Origin of the sequence: Aquabacterium sp. NJ1 (assembly GCF_000768065.1) — a bacterium.
Taxonomy (GTDB): Bacteria; Pseudomonadota; Gammaproteobacteria; order Burkholderiales; family Burkholderiaceae_C; genus Aquabacterium.
The window spans coordinates 769,469-787,766 of sequence record NZ_JRKM01000001.1; the positions used below are offsets into that span (position 1 = coordinate 769,469).

The following is an 18,298-nucleotide window of genomic DNA, read 5'->3' on the forward strand; positions in this document are numbered from 1 at the left end:
ATCTCAAAGGGGACGTCACCCCGCGCCGGCCTCACCGCGCCCTTTTGCTCACCAGGTGGTGCTGCACGTCTTCCAGCGCCATGAGCAGGCTGGCGCGGTCTGTCTCGGCCACCACCTTCCAGTCCCGGCCCGTGAGAGCACCCTCCAGCGCCCACAACAGGTTCAGGCTAGCTTTGGGGCAGACCGCCTTGGTGCGGGCATAAGCCATCACGGCCCCCAGTCGCTGCAGATCGTCCGCCGAATGGATCCCCGCCTTGGCCAGCATCTCCAGGCTCTTGGGGCCCAGGTTCCTCAAGTCCGCCACGGTGGCGTGAACCTCATTGACCTCATCAGCCTCGTCACCCTCGGCAGCCGCGACGGGCGCCCCGCCCCGCGCCTTGGCGCCAAGCCTGGATTTGCTCGCCCTGGCCGGCTTCTTCTGCTGACGCACCGCACACTCATAGGCCAGACGCGTCCACTCCGCCATGTGCTCACGCTCGTCGTACACCTCAGGCGGTGCTTCGCAGTAACGCAAGGAGGCGGTGCGCCCGCCCTTGGACTCGTACTGAAAACGGGGCAAGCCACGCTGCACAAAACGCGGCTCACTGACATCGTCCACCTTGAAGTACAGCTTGTCTTCAATGATGATGGCCAGCATCAGGCCCTGATGGAACATGCCGAAGCCACCAAACATGCGCCTGGCCTGCACGGGCGCAAAGCCGGCCATCAACTCCACGACGAAGTTGGCAAACGCCTGCTTTTGACTGGCTGATGCGGGGGCGGTCATGCCGCAAGCATACGCGGGCCGGCCAAGGCCGGGGATAATCACGCCTTTCCCGTGCCGCCCAGACCAGATCCATGTCCGCTCAAGAATTTGCCCCAGGCCTCGTCATCCAGCGCTTCACGCCCACCCTGACGCTCTCGTCGTTCAAGGCCATTGCCTTCGACATGGACTCCACGCTGATCAGCATCGAGTGCATCGACGAGATCGCGGACGCCGTGGGCAAGAAGGCCGAAGTCGCCGCGATCACCGAGGCGGCCATGCGCGGCGAGATCACCGACTTCAAGGACAGCCTGCGTCGCCGTGTGGCGCTGCTCAAGGGCGTGCCCGCCGAGGCCCTTCAGGAGGTGTACACGCAGCGCCTGAAGATCAACCCTGGCGCACCCGAACTGATCAACGCCGCCAAGGCAGCCGGCCTGCAGACCCTGCTGGTCTCCGGCGGCTTCACCTTCTTTGCAGACCGTGTGAAAGAGCGCCTGGGCATGCACGAGGCGCACTCCAACACGCTCGAAATCGAGGGCGGCCTGCTGACAGGCCATGTGCTGGGCGACATCGTGGACGGCGAGGCCAAGAAACAGCACCTGCTGAACCTGTGCACCCGCATCGGCTGTGACCCGAAAGCATCCATCGCCGTGGGTGATGGCGCCAACGACCTGCTGATGATGGGCGTGTCGGGCCTGAGCGTGGCCTACCACGCCAAGCCCAAGGTGCGCGAGCAGGCCATGATCGCCATCAATGAAGGCGGCCTGGACCGCGTGCTCGAAGTCGTGCGCTGATCAAACCAGCTGGGACTGCGGGCCCCGGCCCGCGTTGATGTCGCTCAGCATGCCATCGGCCTGATCGATGGCCGTGCCCAAGGCCTCGGCACAGGCCTGAAGATGCTCGGGCTCATGCGTGGCCATCAGTTGCAGACGCAAGCGACTCGTGTTGCGTGCCACGGCCGGGTGCTCCACCAGGTTGACCAGCACACCTTGCTCGACCATGAAGCGCGCGGTCAGCCTGGAGCGCGCCACGCCGCCCATGAGCACCGGCACGATGGCACTGGGCTGCCCCAGCACCTGCAAACCCATGCCCGTGAGCGTCTGCCGCAAGGCCGTTGCGCGCTCGGCGATGCGCTGACGACAGGCCAGGCCCTCACTGGACTGGACGATCTCCAGCCCCTTGAGCGCCACCGACGTCTGAATCGGTGACGGCGCCGTCGAAAAGGTGTTGGGGCCTGAGCCAAAACGCATGGCCAGCTTCAAACCCGGGTGATTGCTGGCCACGAAACCGCAATTGGCGGCAAAGGCCTTGGAGAAACTGCCCACCACCAGGTCGATCTGCCCCAGCAGGCCCTGCACCTCCAAGGCACCCAGGCCATGTGCTCGCCCCAGGACACCCAGGTCATGCGCCACATCCACCAGCAAATTGGCGCCATAACGATGGGCCAGTTCCTGGTGCGCCCTCAGATCCGGCACATCCGAATCCATCGAATAGAGCGACTCGGTCACCACCAGGATGCCACCGCTCGGGTCCTGGGCTCGCAGGCGCTTCAAGCGGCGCTCCAGGCTGTTCACACACAGATGGCGAAAGGCGTAGACGCTGCTGGTTGCCGCCCGGGCACCTTCCTGCAGGCTGGCGTGCGCCAATTCGTCCAGCACCACGTGATCCGTACGCCGGACCAGCGCTTTCACCGCGCCGAAACAGGCACCCCAGCCGGTCGGGAACAACACACACTCGGCCATGCCCAGCCATTGCGACATGGCCCGCTCCAGCGACACGGAGGGCACTGAATTGCCCACCAGCGCAGGGCTGCCCGCAGCGTGCACACCATAGGTTTCGATGGCGTCAATGGCCGCCTGGCGGATGGCGGGGTGGTAGGACAAGGCCAGGTAGTCCTGGGTGGCGAAGTTGAGGCATTGCCCAAGCGGACGGCCACGCCGGTCACTGGCCGCAACTTTCGTCAAAAGCGGCCCTTGAATCTGCTTGGAAAACGTGTCGACCTTGAACAGGTCCAGCATCTGATCCCACAGCACAGGCAACTGCCTGAAGCGCTCGACAAGCGAGCCATGGGCGTGCTGGCCGCCATCCTGGCGGGCATCCAGGGTAGCGACAAAGTCAGCCAGCGTTCCCTGAAGCACCAGTTTGCATTCGTCCATGGAGCCAGTATAAAGCCCCATGGATGATATTTCGCACTACAAAATTATGCAGCAGGCTGGCTCATGATGACCATGCCGTCTTCATCGGCGTATAACCAGTCGCCGGGCCGCACCCAGACACCCTGAATCTGCACCGCGATGTCCTTCTGGCCTTCGTTGCGCTTTTCGGTCGGTAGCGGCATCAGGCCCAGGGCGCGGATACCCACATCGCACTCGGCCAGCTCGGCGGAGTCGCGCACACAGCCATCGACCACCACACCCGCCCAACCATTCCTGGCAGCGGCCTTGCCCAGATTACCGCCCACCAGCGCACGACGCACGGAAGCCCCGCCGTCCACGACCAGCACGCGCCCCAGGCCCGGAGAATCCACCGCGGCCTTGACCAGGGTGTTGTCTTCAAAACACTTCACCGTGGCGACCTGCCCCGAAAACCGGATGCGCTTGCCGTAGTCCTTGAATACGGGCGGCAAGACACGGAAATCACCATCTGTGTCGTTTTTGTGCTCATCACATAAATCGCAGGTCGCAAAATGCGTGCTCATCTTCATTTCTCCGTGGGGATACAAGTCAGCGAGAATTGTCGCTCACACTGAAATGACACAGCCCCCGGGGCTGAGCGATTGACCCACGTCGGAATTACCCGCTATCGTTTCACCCTTTTCAAGCTGGCTGAGGGCCGCAGTTCATGGATGGTTCCAAGCCAGTCACCGTCGATATCGCACAAACAGGTTCGCTGACGCGGGCCCTGGCCACCAACCGCATCCCCGGCCTTGATTTCCTGCGGGCTCTGGCGGTATTTTCCGTATTGGTAGACCACTCCGGTGCGTTCATCGGTGGTGGTCCCGGCTTGTTCTATGGTGCCACTGGCGTTCAGATGTTTTTCGTGCTGAGCGGCTTCCTGATCACCTGGATGCTGCTGGACGAAACCCAACGCAAGGGCCGCATCAATCTGCGTGCCTTCTACCTGCGCCGATTCGCGCGCCTGATGCCGGTTTTTTATGCCTATGTGCTGGTCGGCACGGGCATGCTGCTGCTGGCGCATAAAGTCATCCCATGGGGTGCGTTGGCCGCATCGCTGGTGTATGGGCTCAACTATTACCAAGCCCTGAACGGCGCCCCCGCACACTTCCTGTCGCATTGCTGGTCCCTGGCCGTTGAAGAACAGTTCTACTTCATCTGGCCACTCACGCTGGCGTTCATGCTGCGCGCAGGCATGCGACTGGACAAGGGCATCGCCGCCCTCTTGCTGAGCGTCTGGGTTTACCGCGCCGGCGCGCAACTGCTGGGCCTGGCCAGCGACGAGTACCTCTACCGCGCCCTGGAGATGCGTGCCGACCATCTGTTGATTGGTTGCCTGCTTGCTGTGCTGCTCAAACAAGCCCATGTCAGATCATGGTTCGAGCAAATCCAGGCGAGGTATCCCTGGCTGCTGCTCGCGCTGTTCGCCGTCCTACCCATATCCGGTGCATTCAACGGCAACTTGAATTATCGATACAGCGTGGGCTACATCATCGAGCCCATTGCCACCACACTGCTGCTGCCACTGCTGATCATTTGTGCACAGAACAATGGGGGCCCTTTCGCGCGGTTCGTCAATTCGTCGCTGGTCGTGAAAGTGGGGCAGGCCTCCTATGGCATCTACCTGTTCCATCAACTGCTGCTCTACTCGATGCTAACCCGCCTGGCTGCGTGGACGCATTCACCTCTGGTCGGTTTCCTGATCGCCGTGACCATCCTGTCGATCCTGGCCCATTTGTCGTACACGTACTTTGAAATGCCGATCCGGCGGCGACTCCACCCCCGAACCTGATCTTTCCCGCCCAGGGGCTCCGGCCATCCAGCCGGCCTGATAGGGCGCACCCAGCACTGCACAGCCTTCACATGACACGCATCGCGCTCGTGACCCCCATGCTTCCGGTCCCTCATGACCAAACCAGAGGGCGCTACATCCACGAAACGGCGCGCGCCTTGTCCAAGCTGGCCACGGTCAAGGTGTTCTTCCAGCAATCGCGCTATCCCAAGCTGCCCTTCGTAGCGCCACGCAGCTTTCTGGATGGCCAGGTCGGGCCGGACTACCGCATCGACGGCATCGACGTGGAAACCTTCACCTACCCCGTCTTTCCCCTGATATCGCGTGCCATCAATGGCCATGTGAGCAGCCACCTGCTGACGCCGCGCGTAGCCGCTTTCAAGCCAGATGTGGTGCTCGCCTACTGGGTCTACCCCGACGGCTATGCCGCCTTGAGAACGGCACGCAAGCTGGGTGTGCCCTGCGTCGTGGGGGCGCTGGGCTCTGATATCCACGTGCGCTCTGGCATCAATGAGCACATGACACGCCACACGATTGCCGGCGTGGACGCCTTGCTGACCGTCAGTGAAGCCATGCGCCAGACGGCCATTCATGAGTTCGGCGCCCCTGCCGAACAGGTGCATACCATCGTCAACGGCTTCAACACCAGCGTGTTCCACCCACGCGACCAGCAAGCCATCCGCCAGCGCCTGGGCATCCCGCTGGACGAGCAGGTGATCATCTACGTTGGTCGTTTCGTAGAAGCCAAAGGCATGCGGGAACTGATCCAGGCCTTCCAGGCCATGGCCCGCACAAACAGCAAACTGAGCCTGGCCCTCATCGGTGATGGCGTGATGAAGGCCGAGCTGCACAGCTTGATCGAACAAGCTGGCCTGCAAGGTCGCGTGCGCGTTCCCGGCGGGCAGCCACCCGAGCAGGTAGCCGAATGGATCTGTGCCGCTGATGTACTGACCCTGCCAAGCTGGTCAGAGGGCTACCCGAATGTGGTGGTCGAAGGGCTGGCTTGCGGCAGACCGGTTGTGGCCACCGATGTAGGCGGCACCCGGGAGATTCTCAATGAACACAACGGCATTCTGATCCCACCCAAGCAGGCAGACATTCTCCAGAACGCATTGGAAAAAGCCTTGCGCACACATTGGGATCGGGCAGCCATTGCCCAGGCCATGCAAAGAACCTGGGATGACGTCGCCCAGGAAACACTCAAGGTCTGCCAGGACGTTGCAAGGCTTTGAGCAAGCCCTTGCAAGCCGCCCGCGTGATCATTTCTTGAGCTGTGCCCGCCAATGCTGAAATGACTGCTTGATGCCGTCTTCCGTACTGACACGTTGCGTCCAGCCAATCGCTTTCAAGGCGGCGTTGCTGTAGCGAAGCGGGCGATACATCGAGTCAACCACATAGGGCGTGAAAATGGCAGGCAACTGCCCTTTCGAGCGCTTGTGATACGACACCAGCATCCTGGCACCCAGGCGGAAGGCCCAGAACGGCACAGGCACCACACGCATGGACTCCACCTCACGACGATAGAGCTTCAAGTAGGTGCTGCAGCTGGGCAGATCATCATCCACCACGCTGAACGAACTGCCGGCTGGCGCGCTCAACGCGGCCTTGGCGACCGCATCGGCACAGTTGTCCACATAGGTCAGGGGCAGCAGGGCACCGCCCCCCAGGGAGAAGAAGAAACCCATGGCCCGAATACCCACGCGCGATGAGAACGCGCCGCTGCCAGGCCCGTAAATCACACCAGGGCGCAGGATCACGGACTCAAAGCCATGCTCACGCTGAAACTCATTGAACATGTGCTCCTGACGCGTCTTCGCGTAGCCATACGGCCCGCGCTCGACCCCCACGCGCTCAATGGGGGTCGCTTCCGTCAGCACCTGCCCGCTCTTGAGTGACGCCGCCTCGTAAACCGAAAACGAGCTGATCAGCACGATGCGCCGAACCTTCTGCGCGCACGCGGCCTCCAGCAGGTTGCGCGACGTCAGCACGGTGTTTGCGAACATGTCCGCTGCCGCACCTTTCATCCCTGCAGCGGCATGGATCACACAATCCACGCCCTGCACCAGGGGCTCCAAGGCCCCGCGGGACAACAGATTGGCCTGCGCCACTTCGATCGTCGCCTTGGGGTACCTGGCGCGCAGATCTTCCATCATCCCCGCCGGCGGCGATTGCCTGACGTGCACGCGCACCTGCTCCACCCCCTGGCGCAACAGGCTGTCCACAATGCGACGTCCCAGAAAGCCCCCTGCCCCCGTTACCAGCACCTTCATGGCTGAACCTCCATACCGGCAACCAGTCGGTCGATCACATGACACACACGCAAGATGTGCTCCGGCGGTATGGGGTCCTTGTCATTGTTTTCCACTGCGTCATAGAACCTGTTGAGCAATACGCGCATGCACTGAAAGTAGTGGTATTCGTGTCGGCGGAACAGCCCGACATTGCGCCAGCCATTACGCCAGAAGGCCCTTGCCTGCACAAATGCAGGGAACAGACGCCCCAGGGCACTAGGCTGCGACCAGTTGGCAGCCTTGACCAGCGTGCGCGCGGTGTAATCGAGCTCAACCGTGTCTTTTGTGCCCACCACCCGCAAGGCATGCGCGACCGGGCGACCGTGTGCACTGATCAAGCCCGTGACCGTGGTGCCTCCACTGCGCAAGACGAAGCGCAACTCGTCAGAAAGCGCATCCAGCACCTGATTGCCTGAGGCAGGCCGACGGCGGAAGGCCATCACCCTGACGTCAATGTCATCCCCGATATGGGCAACCACTTTGGCAAGCACATGGTCCAGCACATTGTGGAAAAGCTTCCCGGGCAAACGGTGCACCCAATGCCCTGGGTCGGACATCACGGCAAGGCCGTAGTCGCCGTTCAGGTTGTAGCCATAAAGCGTGTCGAGGTGAACAATGTCACCCAAGGCACCCTTGGCCACGATGCCCTCCAACTCCAAACCAGGAGGCTCGAAGTTGTAGAGGTAATTGACGCTGACTTTCTTGCCCAGTCGTTGTGCCAAGTCCAGGATGACCCGCGCGTCTTCGGCGGTCAAGGCAAACGGTTTTTCAACAAACACATGGCAACCCGCATTGAGTGCCATGCATGCCAGGGCAACATGAGACTCAGGCGGCGTCGCAATGTGCACGACATCAGGCTGACAGACACGCAACATTTCCTGCGCATCAACAAAGCGGCCAGGAATACCCATGCGGACAGCCAATTGTTCGACCATCAATGGCTCTCGGTCGCAGACTGCCACCACCTCGCCGCGCCCAATGGCTCGTATTTGCTCGACGTGACCATCAGCAATCTTGCCGCAGCCAATAATTGCAACCTTCAGCACGGGCCTCCCATGGAATTCATACGATGACTTCTGATTCATTTTAGCTTGCCGCCCCATGCGCTCACAGCCCCAACTCCCGGGGGCACGTCGCAATACACGATCGAGATGGACACGCACGACACAAACAATCTACGCATGAACTCGTCGACGGATTCCGAAAAAAGGCAGTTGTAAAATAGCGGACAAATTCACGCCGCATAATGCGTGGCCAAAAATTCCCCAGAACATGCAAGCCTCCCACTGTGGACCACCACACCACCGTGCGCGCCAACCTCCCGCGACAGACCCGGCAAGCTCATCGCACAACACATGACGGGCGAGACAACTTCGTGAGCGTTTCCAAAGCAACAGGAAATTGAATCAAGTTGCGTCCGCCAGCCCAGACAACAAGGCAGCCAGGCAAACACCGTATTGCGAAATTTGTCAAGCCCCGACTCATCGGACTGTGCACGATTTCGCAGACCACACCTCGGCCCCGAGTTCATACCTTTCGAAAGCATCGGGTTAACCCCCCAGAAATCTCAATTGCCAGATGCGCCCCTGAAACTTCTTCATACAAATGCAGCGCTGAAGAACGCCATTTATTGAATACGCTTCTCCCATCTGCTCCACGCGACCCGACCACAGAGGCTCATCTTGAAACTGAAGTCCGCCACCACCGCAGCTGAACTCGCTCAGCGCAGTCAACGCCTGAACTTCCTCAACTGCTGCATCGCCGTGATCAGCGTGAGCGCCGCGATCTCAGGCTGCGGCGGCGGCGGCGCCGATACACCGACCGATACATCGGCAGTCAACAATCTGACTGCCGCGGGCACCCCCATTGCGGCGCCCGTTGAAGCCACAGCACCTGCACCTGCTCCTGCTCCTGCTCCTGCACCTGCACCTGCACCTGCTCCTGCACCTGCACCTGCTCCTGCTCCTGCTCCTGCTCCTGCTCCTGCTCCTGCTCCTGCTCCTGCTCCTGCTCCTGCTCCTGCTCCTGCTCCTGCACCTGCTCCTGCCCCCGCAACCGACGCCACCGTGTCCGTTGCTGATGCTTGCGTCGCGTCCGGCAAAGGCACGGACTACCAGGTTGGCCCAGGCACCGGGCAACTCGCATCGCTGAATCTGGTTCCCTGGGAAAAACTGACGGCAGGTGACACCGTTCGCATCTTCTATTCGACCAACCCCTATCGTGGCCACATCCTGCTGGCAGCCAAGGGCACCGCAGCCGCACCCGTTCGCGTCTGTGGCGTCAAGGGCCCCAACGGCGAACGCCCCATCATTGACGGTCAGAATGCCGTGGCACGCAAGGGCCTGAGCTATGTCGGCGCCAGCGCCGGCAACATCCAGGAAAAGCGCGCCATCGTCATGGTGGACCGCCTGGGCACCCAGGACTGGGGCACCGCTTACCCCACCTACATTCAGATCGATGGCCTGGAGATCCGTGCTGCGCATCCCTCCTACACCTTCACCAACTCGGCGGGTGTCGTGCAGGCTTACGACAGCTTTGGCGGCTGCATCTGGGTTGAACGCGGCAAGAACATCACGATTGCCGACAACGTGATCCACGATTGCACGAACGGCATCTACTCCCGCTCGGTAGAAGTTGGCGCAGGCACCTCCACCATCACGGAAAACCTCCGGATCGCCGGTAACTACATCTACGGCAACGGTATCGTCGGCGACGACCACGAGCACAACCTCTACATCCAGAGCGTGCACCCTGTCTACGAGTACAACCGCATTGGTGCCCAGCGCGCAGGCGCCAACGGCGGCGCCATCAAGGACCGCTCGGTAGGCTCCATCGTTCGCTACAACGACATCAGCGAAGGCTCGCGTTCTCTGGACTTCGTTGAGGCAGAAGACTTCCCCACCACGGCGATGAGCTATGCCGATTACCGCACCACCTATGTGTACGGCAACATCATCACCAAGAACGGCTCGACCGGTTCGGCCATCCACTACGGTGGTGACCACTACTACTCCACGCCAGGCTCCACCTGGGGTGAACCGATCTTCCGCAAGGGCACGCTCTATTTCTACAACAACACCGTGACGATCACGGGCACCCTGACGGCTCCGGTCATCTTCCAGTTGTCCACCACGGAAGAAAAAGCCGAGATCTGGAACAACGTGTTCAACTTCGCTTCCACGGTGACCTCACCTGCCCTGCGCGCCGCCTGGGATGACGTCAACACCGCCTACTGGACGGCTGGCGGCACCTTCAACCTGGGCAAGAACTGGGTACCGAGCGCCTTGACGGATGCTGCAGGTCGCGTCGTCCCCTCAACCCTGACCGGCTTCGCCAACCTGATCAAGGGCACGACATCTCCGACTGACAGCGCCACCCTCACCCCGCTGAGCGGCTCTGCCATCGTGGACACGGCTCAGGCACTGCCAGCCGCTGTCACCAACTACCCGGTGCAATACCAGTTCGACATGTCCACCCTCAAGGGCAAGACACGCACCACATTCGGCACGGCCAGCGACGTGGGCGCAGTGGAACGACCAAGTAAGTGACCGAGGCCGGCGCCAGACAGCCCGCATCCACAACCATGACAAGCCCGGCCTCTTGAGCCGGGCTTTTTCCTGATTGCAGCATAGCGTTCCGCTCGCATCGCGTTTGCAGCCAGCAAGGTCAATAGCGGTCGCACAAATCAAGCTCATGCGATGTTGAGCGAGCCTGCCACCTGCTCAAGGCACACTGCACCATGCCATAATCCAAGCGTATTTTGAACCGCCAAATCAGCGTGATTGGCGGTTGCTTCAATTCCAGCGATCCGACTCGGTTGATTAAACCGGAAATCCATTCGATGCAAGTCAATCACACCGCAGCTCGGCTGATACCTGTCTTGCTTGTGGCAGGTATCACCCTGATGACTTGGCAATATGGCGGGTACATGGGCGACGATAAAAATGCCCTTGCGCCTGTAGCCAGGCACTCCCTGATATTGGCGCTTCAGTATTTCTTGCGACCTTTTGAATATGGCATTGTCCAGACCGCCAATCTGACGAACCTTCAGTTGTGGCCATGGGCATCGCTGCTGATGGCGGTCTCGGCCTCAACCTTGCAAGTCAAGACCATTGAAGCCATTCTCCAAAAGGAATTTACGCCTGCGATCCGGATTGCCGCCACCGCCGCAAGCCCGCTTTGGTTCCAGCTGATCTCACAGGTGGATACCGTGAGCCAGTCCTTGTGCAACCTGACATTTTCGGCTGCAATTTATGTACTCTTGACTCAAGTGCTGCCCGACGGAAAAACGCGTGTCACTCCTTGGGCTGCGCTGGTCAACCTGCTGTGCTGTGTCCTGCTGTTCTCCAAGGAGTTGGCCGTGGCCGCCGCATTGCTCACTCCCCTGGTGACCGCCATCATCGTTTACCAAAAACGCGCACTGGATCGCCTCTATATCGCGTCAGTGCTGCTGGTTGCAGCAACCACGCCACTCTGGCTATACCTTAAATTATCCTTTAACTCGCTCATGCCTGGCGCGACAGGGCACTACAACACCGCGCTGTCAGCAAGTAAACTGGGCACCAACCTCATTTCGCTGGCCGGGTTCCCGTTGACGCCTGTACCAACCAGCTTTCTGTCGTTTGCAACATTGAAGCCGATCTGGATGGCTGCATCGTTGCTCATGATTTCCTTATTTTTCTGGTCGGTCTGGCGCCTTGCCAAACAAGGCCACAACAAATCCAATCTTTGGCTACTGGCCATCTTGTTGATTGGTGGTTGCGCCCCGCTTATCTACATTCACTCATCCGAGCTCTATGTATCCATGATCGGCGGTTACTTGACCACCCTGGTGATCGGAGTCGGGTTAAGCAATGTGGCGCTGAAACTTGCCTATGCAAGCGCACTGCTCGCATGCTCATATATCAACGCCTGGATTTATTACAAAGCTGAATTCCTGCCAAAGTGGGCCGCCGATCAGCGCATTGAGTACAGCTTGTACAACGGCCCAGATGGACGCTTTTATCGCGGCAAGCTCACAACGCCAATCTGCCCCATACTGGGCACCGACTCGGTATCCTGGATGGATGGTCGCGTGCAATGCGATCGGGCGCACCAGCGCTGATCCAGCACGACCAGTCATTGCCGCAACCACCCTGGCGCCAGAAGCACGGACCAATCACCTCAACGCCCGGAGAGCTTCATCACGAACTCAACCAGTTGGACCACGTTGTGACGCCATTGGCGTTCCGCGGCAATGTAAGCCCGAGCTGCAACCCCCACCTGGTGAAGCGCCTGGGTGTCCACACTCTTGGACAGCACCATGCTCACCGCCTCATCCAAACGGCCTGGCGTAAAGGTCCACCCCGTCACCCCCTCTTTTAAAACCTCCCGAATAGGCAGGAAATTAGGGGCCACTGGCGCGATACCGCACGCCATGAACTCAAACAGTTTCATGGGTGAGGTGTAGTCGCCAGCACTGGGCAAAATGGCCATATCCATGGCGGCCAGCAAGCCCGGCACATCGTCGTGTGCCACGCGCCCAGCCAGGATCACCTGATCCTGCAGCCCGCGCTTGCGCACAAACTCGCTCACCTCCGGGAATGTGGAGCCATCGCCAACCAGCAGCAAAACCAGATCGGGACGCGCCTTGAGTTGGTCCGCGATCTCAAAAACAAACTTGTCAATTGCATGCCAGGGCAGGAAGGCACCCAAGTAACCACAGACCACCTTGCCGTCAAGTTTCCACTTGGCGCGGGCAGCCGCGCGCTGTTCTGGCGTCGAAGTGAATTTGTCGATATTGGCCGCGTTGGGTGTGATGATGGCCGGCGCGATCGTGCCGTGTGCGGCCTGGATGCGGTCGCGGAACACGCTCGACACGAACACCAGACCGGCGGCATTGCGGAATGTCCAGCCTTCAATGGCTTTGGCCATGCGCAGGAAGTAAAGCGGCCTCACACGCTCGACCATGGCCGAATCGTTGACCTCCAGAATCATCGGAATCTTTTTCAGCTTAGCCAGCCAAACGACCGCAAACATGAACAGCGAGTAACGCTCATAGATGAAATCAACCCTGCCTTTGCTGGACAGGTGGCGCCATACGCGCCACGCCGCGACGGCGTTGTAGGCCAGCTCGGTAAGCTCGAAAAGCGGCTCCGGGAAACGCGCGACCAGCTTCATCAGCGGGGTAGCCTGCCGAGTTGGGGACATCGTTTTGGGCGAAGCATAAGGGTCAGCGCCCGGCAGAGAAATGATGTCCACCTCCACGCCGTCTGCACGCAAGGCGTCCGTGATCCCACGAATGTGCACCCCCTCAACCGCCTTACCCTGCGTACGGTGGTGATACAGCACCCGCTCCACCAGCTTGCTCAGTTTCTCATCCATGCTCGACACATCCCATGTTCTCAATCGATCTATTCGAAGCCAAAGCTCAGCGACTTGTACGACGCCACGAGCCGCTGTAGGAGCCCGACACATATCGCCACGAGGCGATGATGAAGGCGAAATTCAACGCAAAGAGAAAGGCCAGCAGGTTCAACACTGAAGGCAAACCCAACCCCTTCCCCTGCATCACATAGGCGACGACCGCCACAGCCAGCCCCAAGGTCTGCAGCAGCACCCACCACCACCAGACCGACGACAGACAGGCCAACCAGAAAGACGCCGCCATCGACAGCAGCAGCAAATGCGGGGCCAGCCACCTCAAGACCTTGTGCGACACATAGGCCCAGCGGGTGCCCCACGAAGTGCTCAAAAAGTACCGGGGGCTTCTGAACAAGGCCTGAAAGTTCCCGATGCCGATCCGGATACGTCGCTGGTACTCGTCGCCGATGGACTCAGGCATCTCCTCTTCCGCCCGAGCATTGGGGGTATACACGATGCGCCCCCCAAAAGCGGCCACATTCATGGCGATACAAAAATCGTCACAGATCGTATCCGGGGGAAGCTGCGTCCAGAACTTGCGACGAATGGCGTAAATCGCACCATTGGCCCCTAATGCACCGCCGATGCGGCTCTCGAAGAACTTCAGAAATTGCTCAACGCGCCAATAGAGCCCATCCTGGTTATTACCCCCCGAAGAAAGCAGGTGCAACTCCCCGCTGACACAGCCAACAGCCTCATCCTGAAAGGGCTGAATCAGATGCTTGAGCGCGTCGGTCGCGAAGAATGTGTTGGCGTCAGAAAAGACAATCAACTCTTCTCGCCCACGAGACACAAGATCGTTCAAGACATTGGCCTTGCCACGGTTCTCTTCGAACAAGAACACATGCAACCTCGGATCCGCGAACTGCTGAAGAATGGCTGCGGTGTCATCACGGCTGCCATCAGACCCGATGTATATACTCAAACAATCTGCGGGGTAATCCAGTGCCAGCAGATTGCGCACGCGCTGCGCGATGTGCTTTTGCTCGTTATACGCCGCGATCACCACGGCGACCTTCGGCCACGCCGTCTCACCACCAGGCCGGCGCTCCGACTTGGCCAACGCGAACGCCACATCGCGCCTGAACTGCACAATGCCCGCCACCATCGCCAGAAGCAATGGGTAAAGCAGGTAGGAGTACAGAAACAGGGCGACGCCCAGGAGCGCCAGGATGGCGAGCAATGTCAGCATCAGGCGCCTGCTTGGGGCACGAATGTGGGGCGCGGGATCAGGTAGTCGCGGTAATCGTTGGGATTGCCAGACTTGCCTGCCTCCGCGGCCTTGATGATGTTGTATGTCTCACGGGCGCTGACGTAATGCAGCTGCCAATTCACGCCATCGTTGTACCGGCGCTCAAGGTAGCTGAAGGCCTTGTCCATGGAGCTACCCAACAGCGTATCGATGTCGCGCTCCTGCGTGCCATGCGTATGCACCTTGACGAAGATCCACTCCGGACGCCCCTCGACGTGGATGCCGGTCTCGATCCAGGCATCAATCCGCTCGGGCGTTGCGGGACTGTTTGTCCGAACGTCCGCGTTCTCGATGCGCGGCAGAATGCCGAACTTGCGGTTCCCCATCATGAAGCCCAAAGGCCCCTGGATGATCATCAGATCACCCCAGGCACTACCCCCCACCTTCACACGCACCCCCTTGTCATGCGACTTGGGCTTGTGCGGGTCATCCTTGGCATAGTAGATCTTGTTGATCGTGCTGGTCTGACAGGGATCAGGTGCTGCCGGGAAAGTGTAGTCAGCGTAACAACCCTCTTCCCGCAGAACGATCAGTTCATTGTTGACGCCACAGCACACCCCGTCCGGGTGCGAGTTGTCCAGCGCCCAATTGCCGTGAATGAAGGACCAAAGTGGCTGCCCCTTGGCGTCGACAGGCAAGGCGCCATGATCCTTCACCAGCAAGCGCGTGAAGCGTTGCAACTTTTCGCGCAAACCGGCTTCAGTGTCGTTGTGGTGATGCAAGTGGATGTCAATCTCACCCAAGCCCAGACGACACAACTCGACCAGCGCGTTCATGTGCTCCGGTCGATATTCCTCTTCGGGATAAAAGAACGAGTGCACGGGCGGACGGCCATCAGCATCCCGGTGGCCGGCGCAAAGCTTGGGGTAGTCCTGCCGCCAGCGCGCAACGCGCTGCACTTCCACTTCGTAGGAGGGCTTGAGCCACTGCGGCTCGTAATGATCCACAAAACAGAACATCACATGCCGAGGCCCCTGAACCTCCTGGCTCGCGCGCCAATCTTGTTTTATATAGCTGCCGAGCCAGACCAGCAGATTTTTTTTACGGATCTCCCAATACAGCAAGGCAAAAAGCACCAGCGCCGCCAGCGATACGAGGCTTAAAAACATATGAAGGGGGGGGGCTGCGCACCAGCCGAGCAACTGGCCTCGCCCAAATATGGAGTGACTGGACAAGTCTATCAGGTCCCCCCAGGAGAAGACCACCCCCCGCCTACAGGGCCCCAAAACGCGTGCTGCGTACAAGGCAAGGTCAGAGATAGTGCATCAAAATAAAGCCGCGCACCGCCGCAAGGGACAGGACCACCATAAGGCAGGTGGTCTTGAAGAATTTCAAAGGCGCATGCAACTCCTTGATCCCCGCATAAGCTGGCGAGCGGCAGGCATTAATCCACACTGCCGTACACAAAGCCAGCAAACAATAAAGAACGGCCTGATAGGTACGGGAAAGGAACCAGGCACACACCAGATACCCAACGAGAGAAGACCGCAGCAAATGAGCCGCCCTGTTTTCGGGCGACCCAGGCGGCGTATATTGAACAACGCGCCCTGCCGCAACAAAGCCCAACACAATCAACGCCATCCAGAAGAAATAACCAAAAAGGCCCAACTCGGCAAACCCCAGCACAAAAGAATTGTGCGCAGTCAAGTAATAGGCATCCGTGAATCGGCCATATCCGACACCAAACAAGGGGGATCCTTTCAGCATATTGAAACCTTCAACCCAGGCCTCAATGCGCTCCTCCGCAGAACGCTCCTTGGAGGACATTTCACGCCCGCCTGCGGCCCCGATGACGATGGCACCAGCAGCTCCGGCCCCCATCAGCAAGATCGTCTTGAAATTACCAAGCTTGCTGCGCACACCAAAGAAAAGCAGACTCCCAATCCCCAACAAGGCGCCACGGGAATTGGTCAAGACCACGCAATACCCCATCACCAAACTGGGCATGATCACGAACAGCATATTCCGGATCCATGCCCCTTGACGAAAATACAGCCACAACATGGGAATGGCCATCACCAGAGCCTGACCAAAATCATTTGGATCATTGAGAAAGCCCACGCCACGAACCCGCCAAAGGAAGGCGCCCGACTTGTCTTGCGCCGGAATAGGCGGGCGAACCTTGGGAATCTCGACCGCCGGGTTATAGGTACCCTGCTGCATGACCAATTCTTCAGACATATAGCCTGTGTGGTATGCATTGATCCCTGCAACTGCAAGCATGAACAAGCTCACCAGAATCACCATGCAAGTCATGCGCACCCGGCTCATGCTTTGCAGATTGAAGCTCATGAAAACAAACAACAACAAGGCCGAACTGAACTCGGCTATGGCAGAAAATGCATAACCAAACAAACCCCGAACCGCCAGAGACAGAAAAACCGCAAACATCAAACCAAAGAGCAGCCAGTAGTGCCTGGGTGCAGCAGCAGCGTCCTTGTGAACCATCACATGTGTGATTGCCCCGCCAAACGCAAACAACCAGATGAACAGCATGGGGCGATAGTCCACCAACCACTGTGCAAACAACTCCACCGGCCGTAGATAGAGAAAGAAGAGGTATACCAAAAAAAGAAAAAACGCGAAGGATATGCCCTCCGTTCGCTTGCTCGCACTAACCACCCGCCACAACCTTTCTGATCAAGCCAGCAAGAGGGCGCTCAACACGGATGTGCACCTGATATGCCATCACCAGCACCCCGGAAAACACCACGACCACACATATCGCGGGCGCCACACCAAGCCCATGCAAACGCGACATGAGCACGTAGCCCATGTACTCATGCAGCACATAAACAGGATAGGTCAATGTTGCAGCCCAGTACAAAACAGATCCACCTGCCACCTCAAACTTCTGACGAGAAATCAACCAGAAAGCAACTGGGACAAGACTTCCGAGCAAAACAGCCGCGGCAACATCCCGGCCGGAAAAATCAGCCACCTGACCGGCACGACTGCGCACGTACATCAACACCAACACCGCCGCAAAAAGAAAAAGCAGATGCACGCCTTGCGTGCGATCCCCCTCGCGCATCAAATAAGCACATATTCCCACACAAAAAAACGGGGCCCACGATGCCTCAAAAAGGCTCTCAATCAGATACGACGATTGAAAATAATTGAAGAATGACACAAACAACCAAACCCACATGATGGATTTGATGTGTCGCAGCACATCAAATCTCAACAGCAACCAGACGAAAATATAAAAATGGAACTCCACTGCAAGTGACCAGTAGGCGCCATCAACCAAGTCGGCCCCCAACCACTGAGGCACCATGGTGAAATTGATCAGGACATCCCGCCACGGGACAAGAAGGCTGACGTCACCGCCCCAACGAACCACTGCCGTCGTCAAAATGATGGCCACCCAGAATGCGGGATAAAGTCGCGCAGCGCGGGAGGCAACAAACGTACGGGCATCACCTTTTTGCACAGACAGAAATATGACAAAGCCGCTGATGGCAAAGAAAAGCGGCACGCCCAGATACCCGAATTTCACAATCTGCCGCAAAGAATCCGGGCTGGCAAATGGCACCCAGCCCCCCTGATGCCCCCTGCAGAGATAGTGAAAAGCCACAACCATGACACACGCCACCGATCTGAGCAAATCGATCTGGTGATATCGGCGCTGCGCCATCCGCC

16 protein-coding genes are annotated in these 18,298 nt (G+C 59.1%); 5 read left to right on the forward strand and 11 right to left on the reverse strand.

Translation table 11 applies throughout. The annotated features are described in order from the left end of the window. Window positions 1-31: 31 nt before the first annotated feature. Window positions 32-766: a TfoX/Sxy family DNA transformation protein gene (locus JY96_RS21900; RefSeq protein ID WP_052162083.1), complete on the reverse strand. Its 735-nt coding sequence runs from the start codon at window positions 764-766 to the stop codon at window positions 32-34. 71 nt (window positions 767-837) lie between these two features. Here JY96_RS21900 and serB point away from each other — a divergent pair, with 71 nt between their 5' ends. After that, entirely contained in the window at window positions 838-1,536 is a 699-nt protein-coding gene (gene serB / locus JY96_RS03305; RefSeq protein ID WP_035034931.1) for a phosphoserine phosphatase SerB, read from the forward strand. On the opposite strand, the gene JY96_RS03310 is transcribed toward serB, so the two are convergent. Further along, the gene (locus JY96_RS03310) at window positions 1,537-2,898 is read right to left on the reverse strand and encodes an aminotransferase class I/II-fold pyridoxal phosphate-dependent enzyme (RefSeq protein WP_052162084.1); all 1,362 of its coding nucleotides are present in this window, start codon (window positions 2,896-2,898) and stop codon (window positions 1,537-1,539) included. A 44-nt stretch (window positions 2,899-2,942) separates the two neighbouring features. Next, window positions 2,943-3,440 carry a ribonuclease E activity regulator RraA gene (gene rraA / locus JY96_RS03315; protein ID WP_035041014.1) on the reverse strand — a complete coding sequence of 166 codons (498 nt, stop codon included), beginning with the start codon at window positions 3,438-3,440 and terminating at the stop codon, window positions 2,943-2,945. 143 nt (window positions 3,441-3,583) lie between these two features. On the opposite strand from rraA, the gene JY96_RS03320 reads away from it, so the two are divergent. Continuing rightward, window positions 3,584-4,708 carry an acyltransferase gene (locus tag JY96_RS03320; protein WP_035034932.1) on the forward strand — a complete coding sequence of 375 codons (1,125 nt, stop codon included), beginning with the start codon at window positions 3,584-3,586 and terminating at the stop codon, window positions 4,706-4,708. Between the two features lie 98 nt (window positions 4,709-4,806). After that, window positions 4,807-5,940 (forward strand): glycosyltransferase, encoded by a 1,134-nt coding sequence (locus JY96_RS03325; RefSeq protein WP_161784231.1) that lies wholly within the window; start codon window positions 4,807-4,809, stop codon window positions 5,938-5,940. A gap of 27 nt (window positions 5,941-5,967) precedes the next feature. On the opposite strand, the gene JY96_RS03330 is transcribed toward JY96_RS03325, so the two are convergent. The 3 genes from JY96_RS03330 to JY96_RS23055 form a co-directional block, all read right to left on the reverse strand. Beyond that, window positions 5,968-6,978, reverse strand: coding sequence for an NAD(P)-dependent oxidoreductase (locus JY96_RS03330; RefSeq protein ID WP_035034935.1), 1,011 nt, complete (start codon window positions 6,976-6,978; stop codon window positions 5,968-5,970). Further along, complete coding sequence (locus JY96_RS03335; RefSeq protein ID WP_035034936.1) at window positions 6,975-8,045, reverse strand: Gfo/Idh/MocA family protein; 1,071 nt, start codon at window positions 8,043-8,045, stop codon at window positions 6,975-6,977. Before JY96_RS03335 ends, JY96_RS03330 begins: the two co-directional genes overlap by 4 nt. 790 nt (window positions 8,046-8,835) lie before the next feature. Beyond that, window positions 8,836-9,054: a hypothetical protein gene (locus JY96_RS23055; RefSeq protein WP_035034938.1), complete on the reverse strand. Its 219-nt coding sequence runs from the start codon at window positions 9,052-9,054 to the stop codon at window positions 8,836-8,838. An 11-nt stretch (window positions 9,055-9,065) separates the two neighbouring features. Between JY96_RS23055 and JY96_RS03345 the strand changes: the two genes are divergently transcribed. After that, a complete protein-coding gene (locus tag JY96_RS03345) occupies window positions 9,066-10,547 on the forward strand; it encodes a right-handed parallel beta-helix repeat-containing protein (protein ID WP_035034941.1) in 1,482 nt (493 codons plus the stop codon). 212 nt (window positions 10,548-10,759) lie between these two features. Further along, on the forward strand, window positions 10,760-12,103 hold the full coding sequence (locus tag JY96_RS03350) for a hypothetical protein (protein WP_152606346.1): 1,344 nt from the start codon (window positions 10,760-10,762) through the stop codon (window positions 12,101-12,103). A 59-nt stretch (window positions 12,104-12,162) separates the two neighbouring features. On the opposite strand, the gene JY96_RS03355 is transcribed toward JY96_RS03350, so the two are convergent. The 5 genes from JY96_RS03355 to JY96_RS03375 all read right to left on the reverse strand — a co-directional run bounded on the left by JY96_RS03355 (window position 12,163) and on the right by JY96_RS03375 (window position 18,293). Further along, complete coding sequence (locus tag JY96_RS03355; RefSeq protein WP_035034944.1) at window positions 12,163-13,362, reverse strand: glycosyltransferase family 4 protein; 1,200 nt, start codon at window positions 13,360-13,362, stop codon at window positions 12,163-12,165. A 46-nt stretch (window positions 13,363-13,408) separates the two neighbouring features. Continuing rightward, window positions 13,409-14,593, reverse strand: coding sequence for a glycosyltransferase family 2 protein (locus JY96_RS03360; protein WP_081961002.1), 1,185 nt, complete (start codon window positions 14,591-14,593; stop codon window positions 13,409-13,411). Then, window positions 14,593-15,828, reverse strand: a complete 1,236-nt coding sequence (locus JY96_RS03365) for a hypothetical protein (RefSeq protein ID WP_200883425.1) — start codon at window positions 15,826-15,828, stop codon at window positions 14,593-14,595. The genes JY96_RS03360 and JY96_RS03365 overlap by 1 nt, the downstream gene beginning before the upstream one ends. Before the next feature lie 76 nt (window positions 15,829-15,904). Next, complete coding sequence (locus tag JY96_RS03370) at window positions 15,905-17,149, reverse strand: O-antigen ligase (RefSeq protein ID WP_152606347.1); 1,245 nt, start codon at window positions 17,147-17,149, stop codon at window positions 15,905-15,907. Between the two features lie 118 nt (window positions 17,150-17,267). After that, on the reverse strand, window positions 17,268-18,293 hold the full coding sequence (locus JY96_RS03375) for an acyltransferase (RefSeq protein WP_035034950.1): 1,026 nt from the start codon (window positions 18,291-18,293) through the stop codon (window positions 17,268-17,270). Window positions 18,294-18,298 lie beyond the last annotated feature (5 nt).

Excerpts from the sequence above, each read along its gene's own strand:
- serB (WP_035034931.1), top strand. The coding sequence starts at position 838 with ATGTCCGCTCAAGAATTTGCCCCAGGCCTCGTCATCCAGCGCTTCACG.
- JY96_RS03370 (WP_152606347.1), bottom strand. The coding sequence starts at position 17,149 with ATGCTGTTCATCTGGTTGTTTGCGTTTGGCGGGGCAATCACACATGTG.
- JY96_RS03330 (WP_035034935.1), bottom strand. The coding sequence starts at position 6,978 with ATGAAGGTGCTGGTAACGGGGGCAGGGGGCTTTCTGGGACGTCGCATT.
- JY96_RS03325 (WP_161784231.1), top strand. The coding sequence starts at position 4,807 with ATGCTTCCGGTCCCTCATGACCAAACCAGAGGGCGCTACATCCACGAA.
- JY96_RS03360 (WP_081961002.1), bottom strand. The coding sequence starts at position 14,593 with ATGCTGACATTGCTCGCCATCCTGGCGCTCCTGGGCGTCGCCCTGTTT.
- JY96_RS03310 (WP_052162084.1), bottom strand. The coding sequence starts at position 2,898 with ATGGACGAATGCAAACTGGTGCTTCAGGGAACGCTGGCTGACTTTGTC.
- rraA (WP_035041014.1), bottom strand. The coding sequence starts at position 3,440 with ATGAGCACGCATTTTGCGACCTGCGATTTATGTGATGAGCACAAAAAC.
- JY96_RS21900 (WP_052162083.1), bottom strand. The coding sequence starts at position 766 with ATGACCGCCCCCGCATCAGCCAGTCAAAAGCAGGCGTTTGCCAACTTC.
- JY96_RS03355 (WP_035034944.1), bottom strand. The coding sequence starts at position 13,362 with ATGGATGAGAAACTGAGCAAGCTGGTGGAGCGGGTGCTGTATCACCAC.
- JY96_RS03320 (WP_035034932.1), top strand. The coding sequence starts at position 3,584 with ATGGATGGTTCCAAGCCAGTCACCGTCGATATCGCACAAACAGGTTCG.
- JY96_RS03375 (WP_035034950.1), bottom strand. The coding sequence starts at position 18,293 with ATGGCGCAGCGCCGATATCACCAGATCGATTTGCTCAGATCGGTGGCG.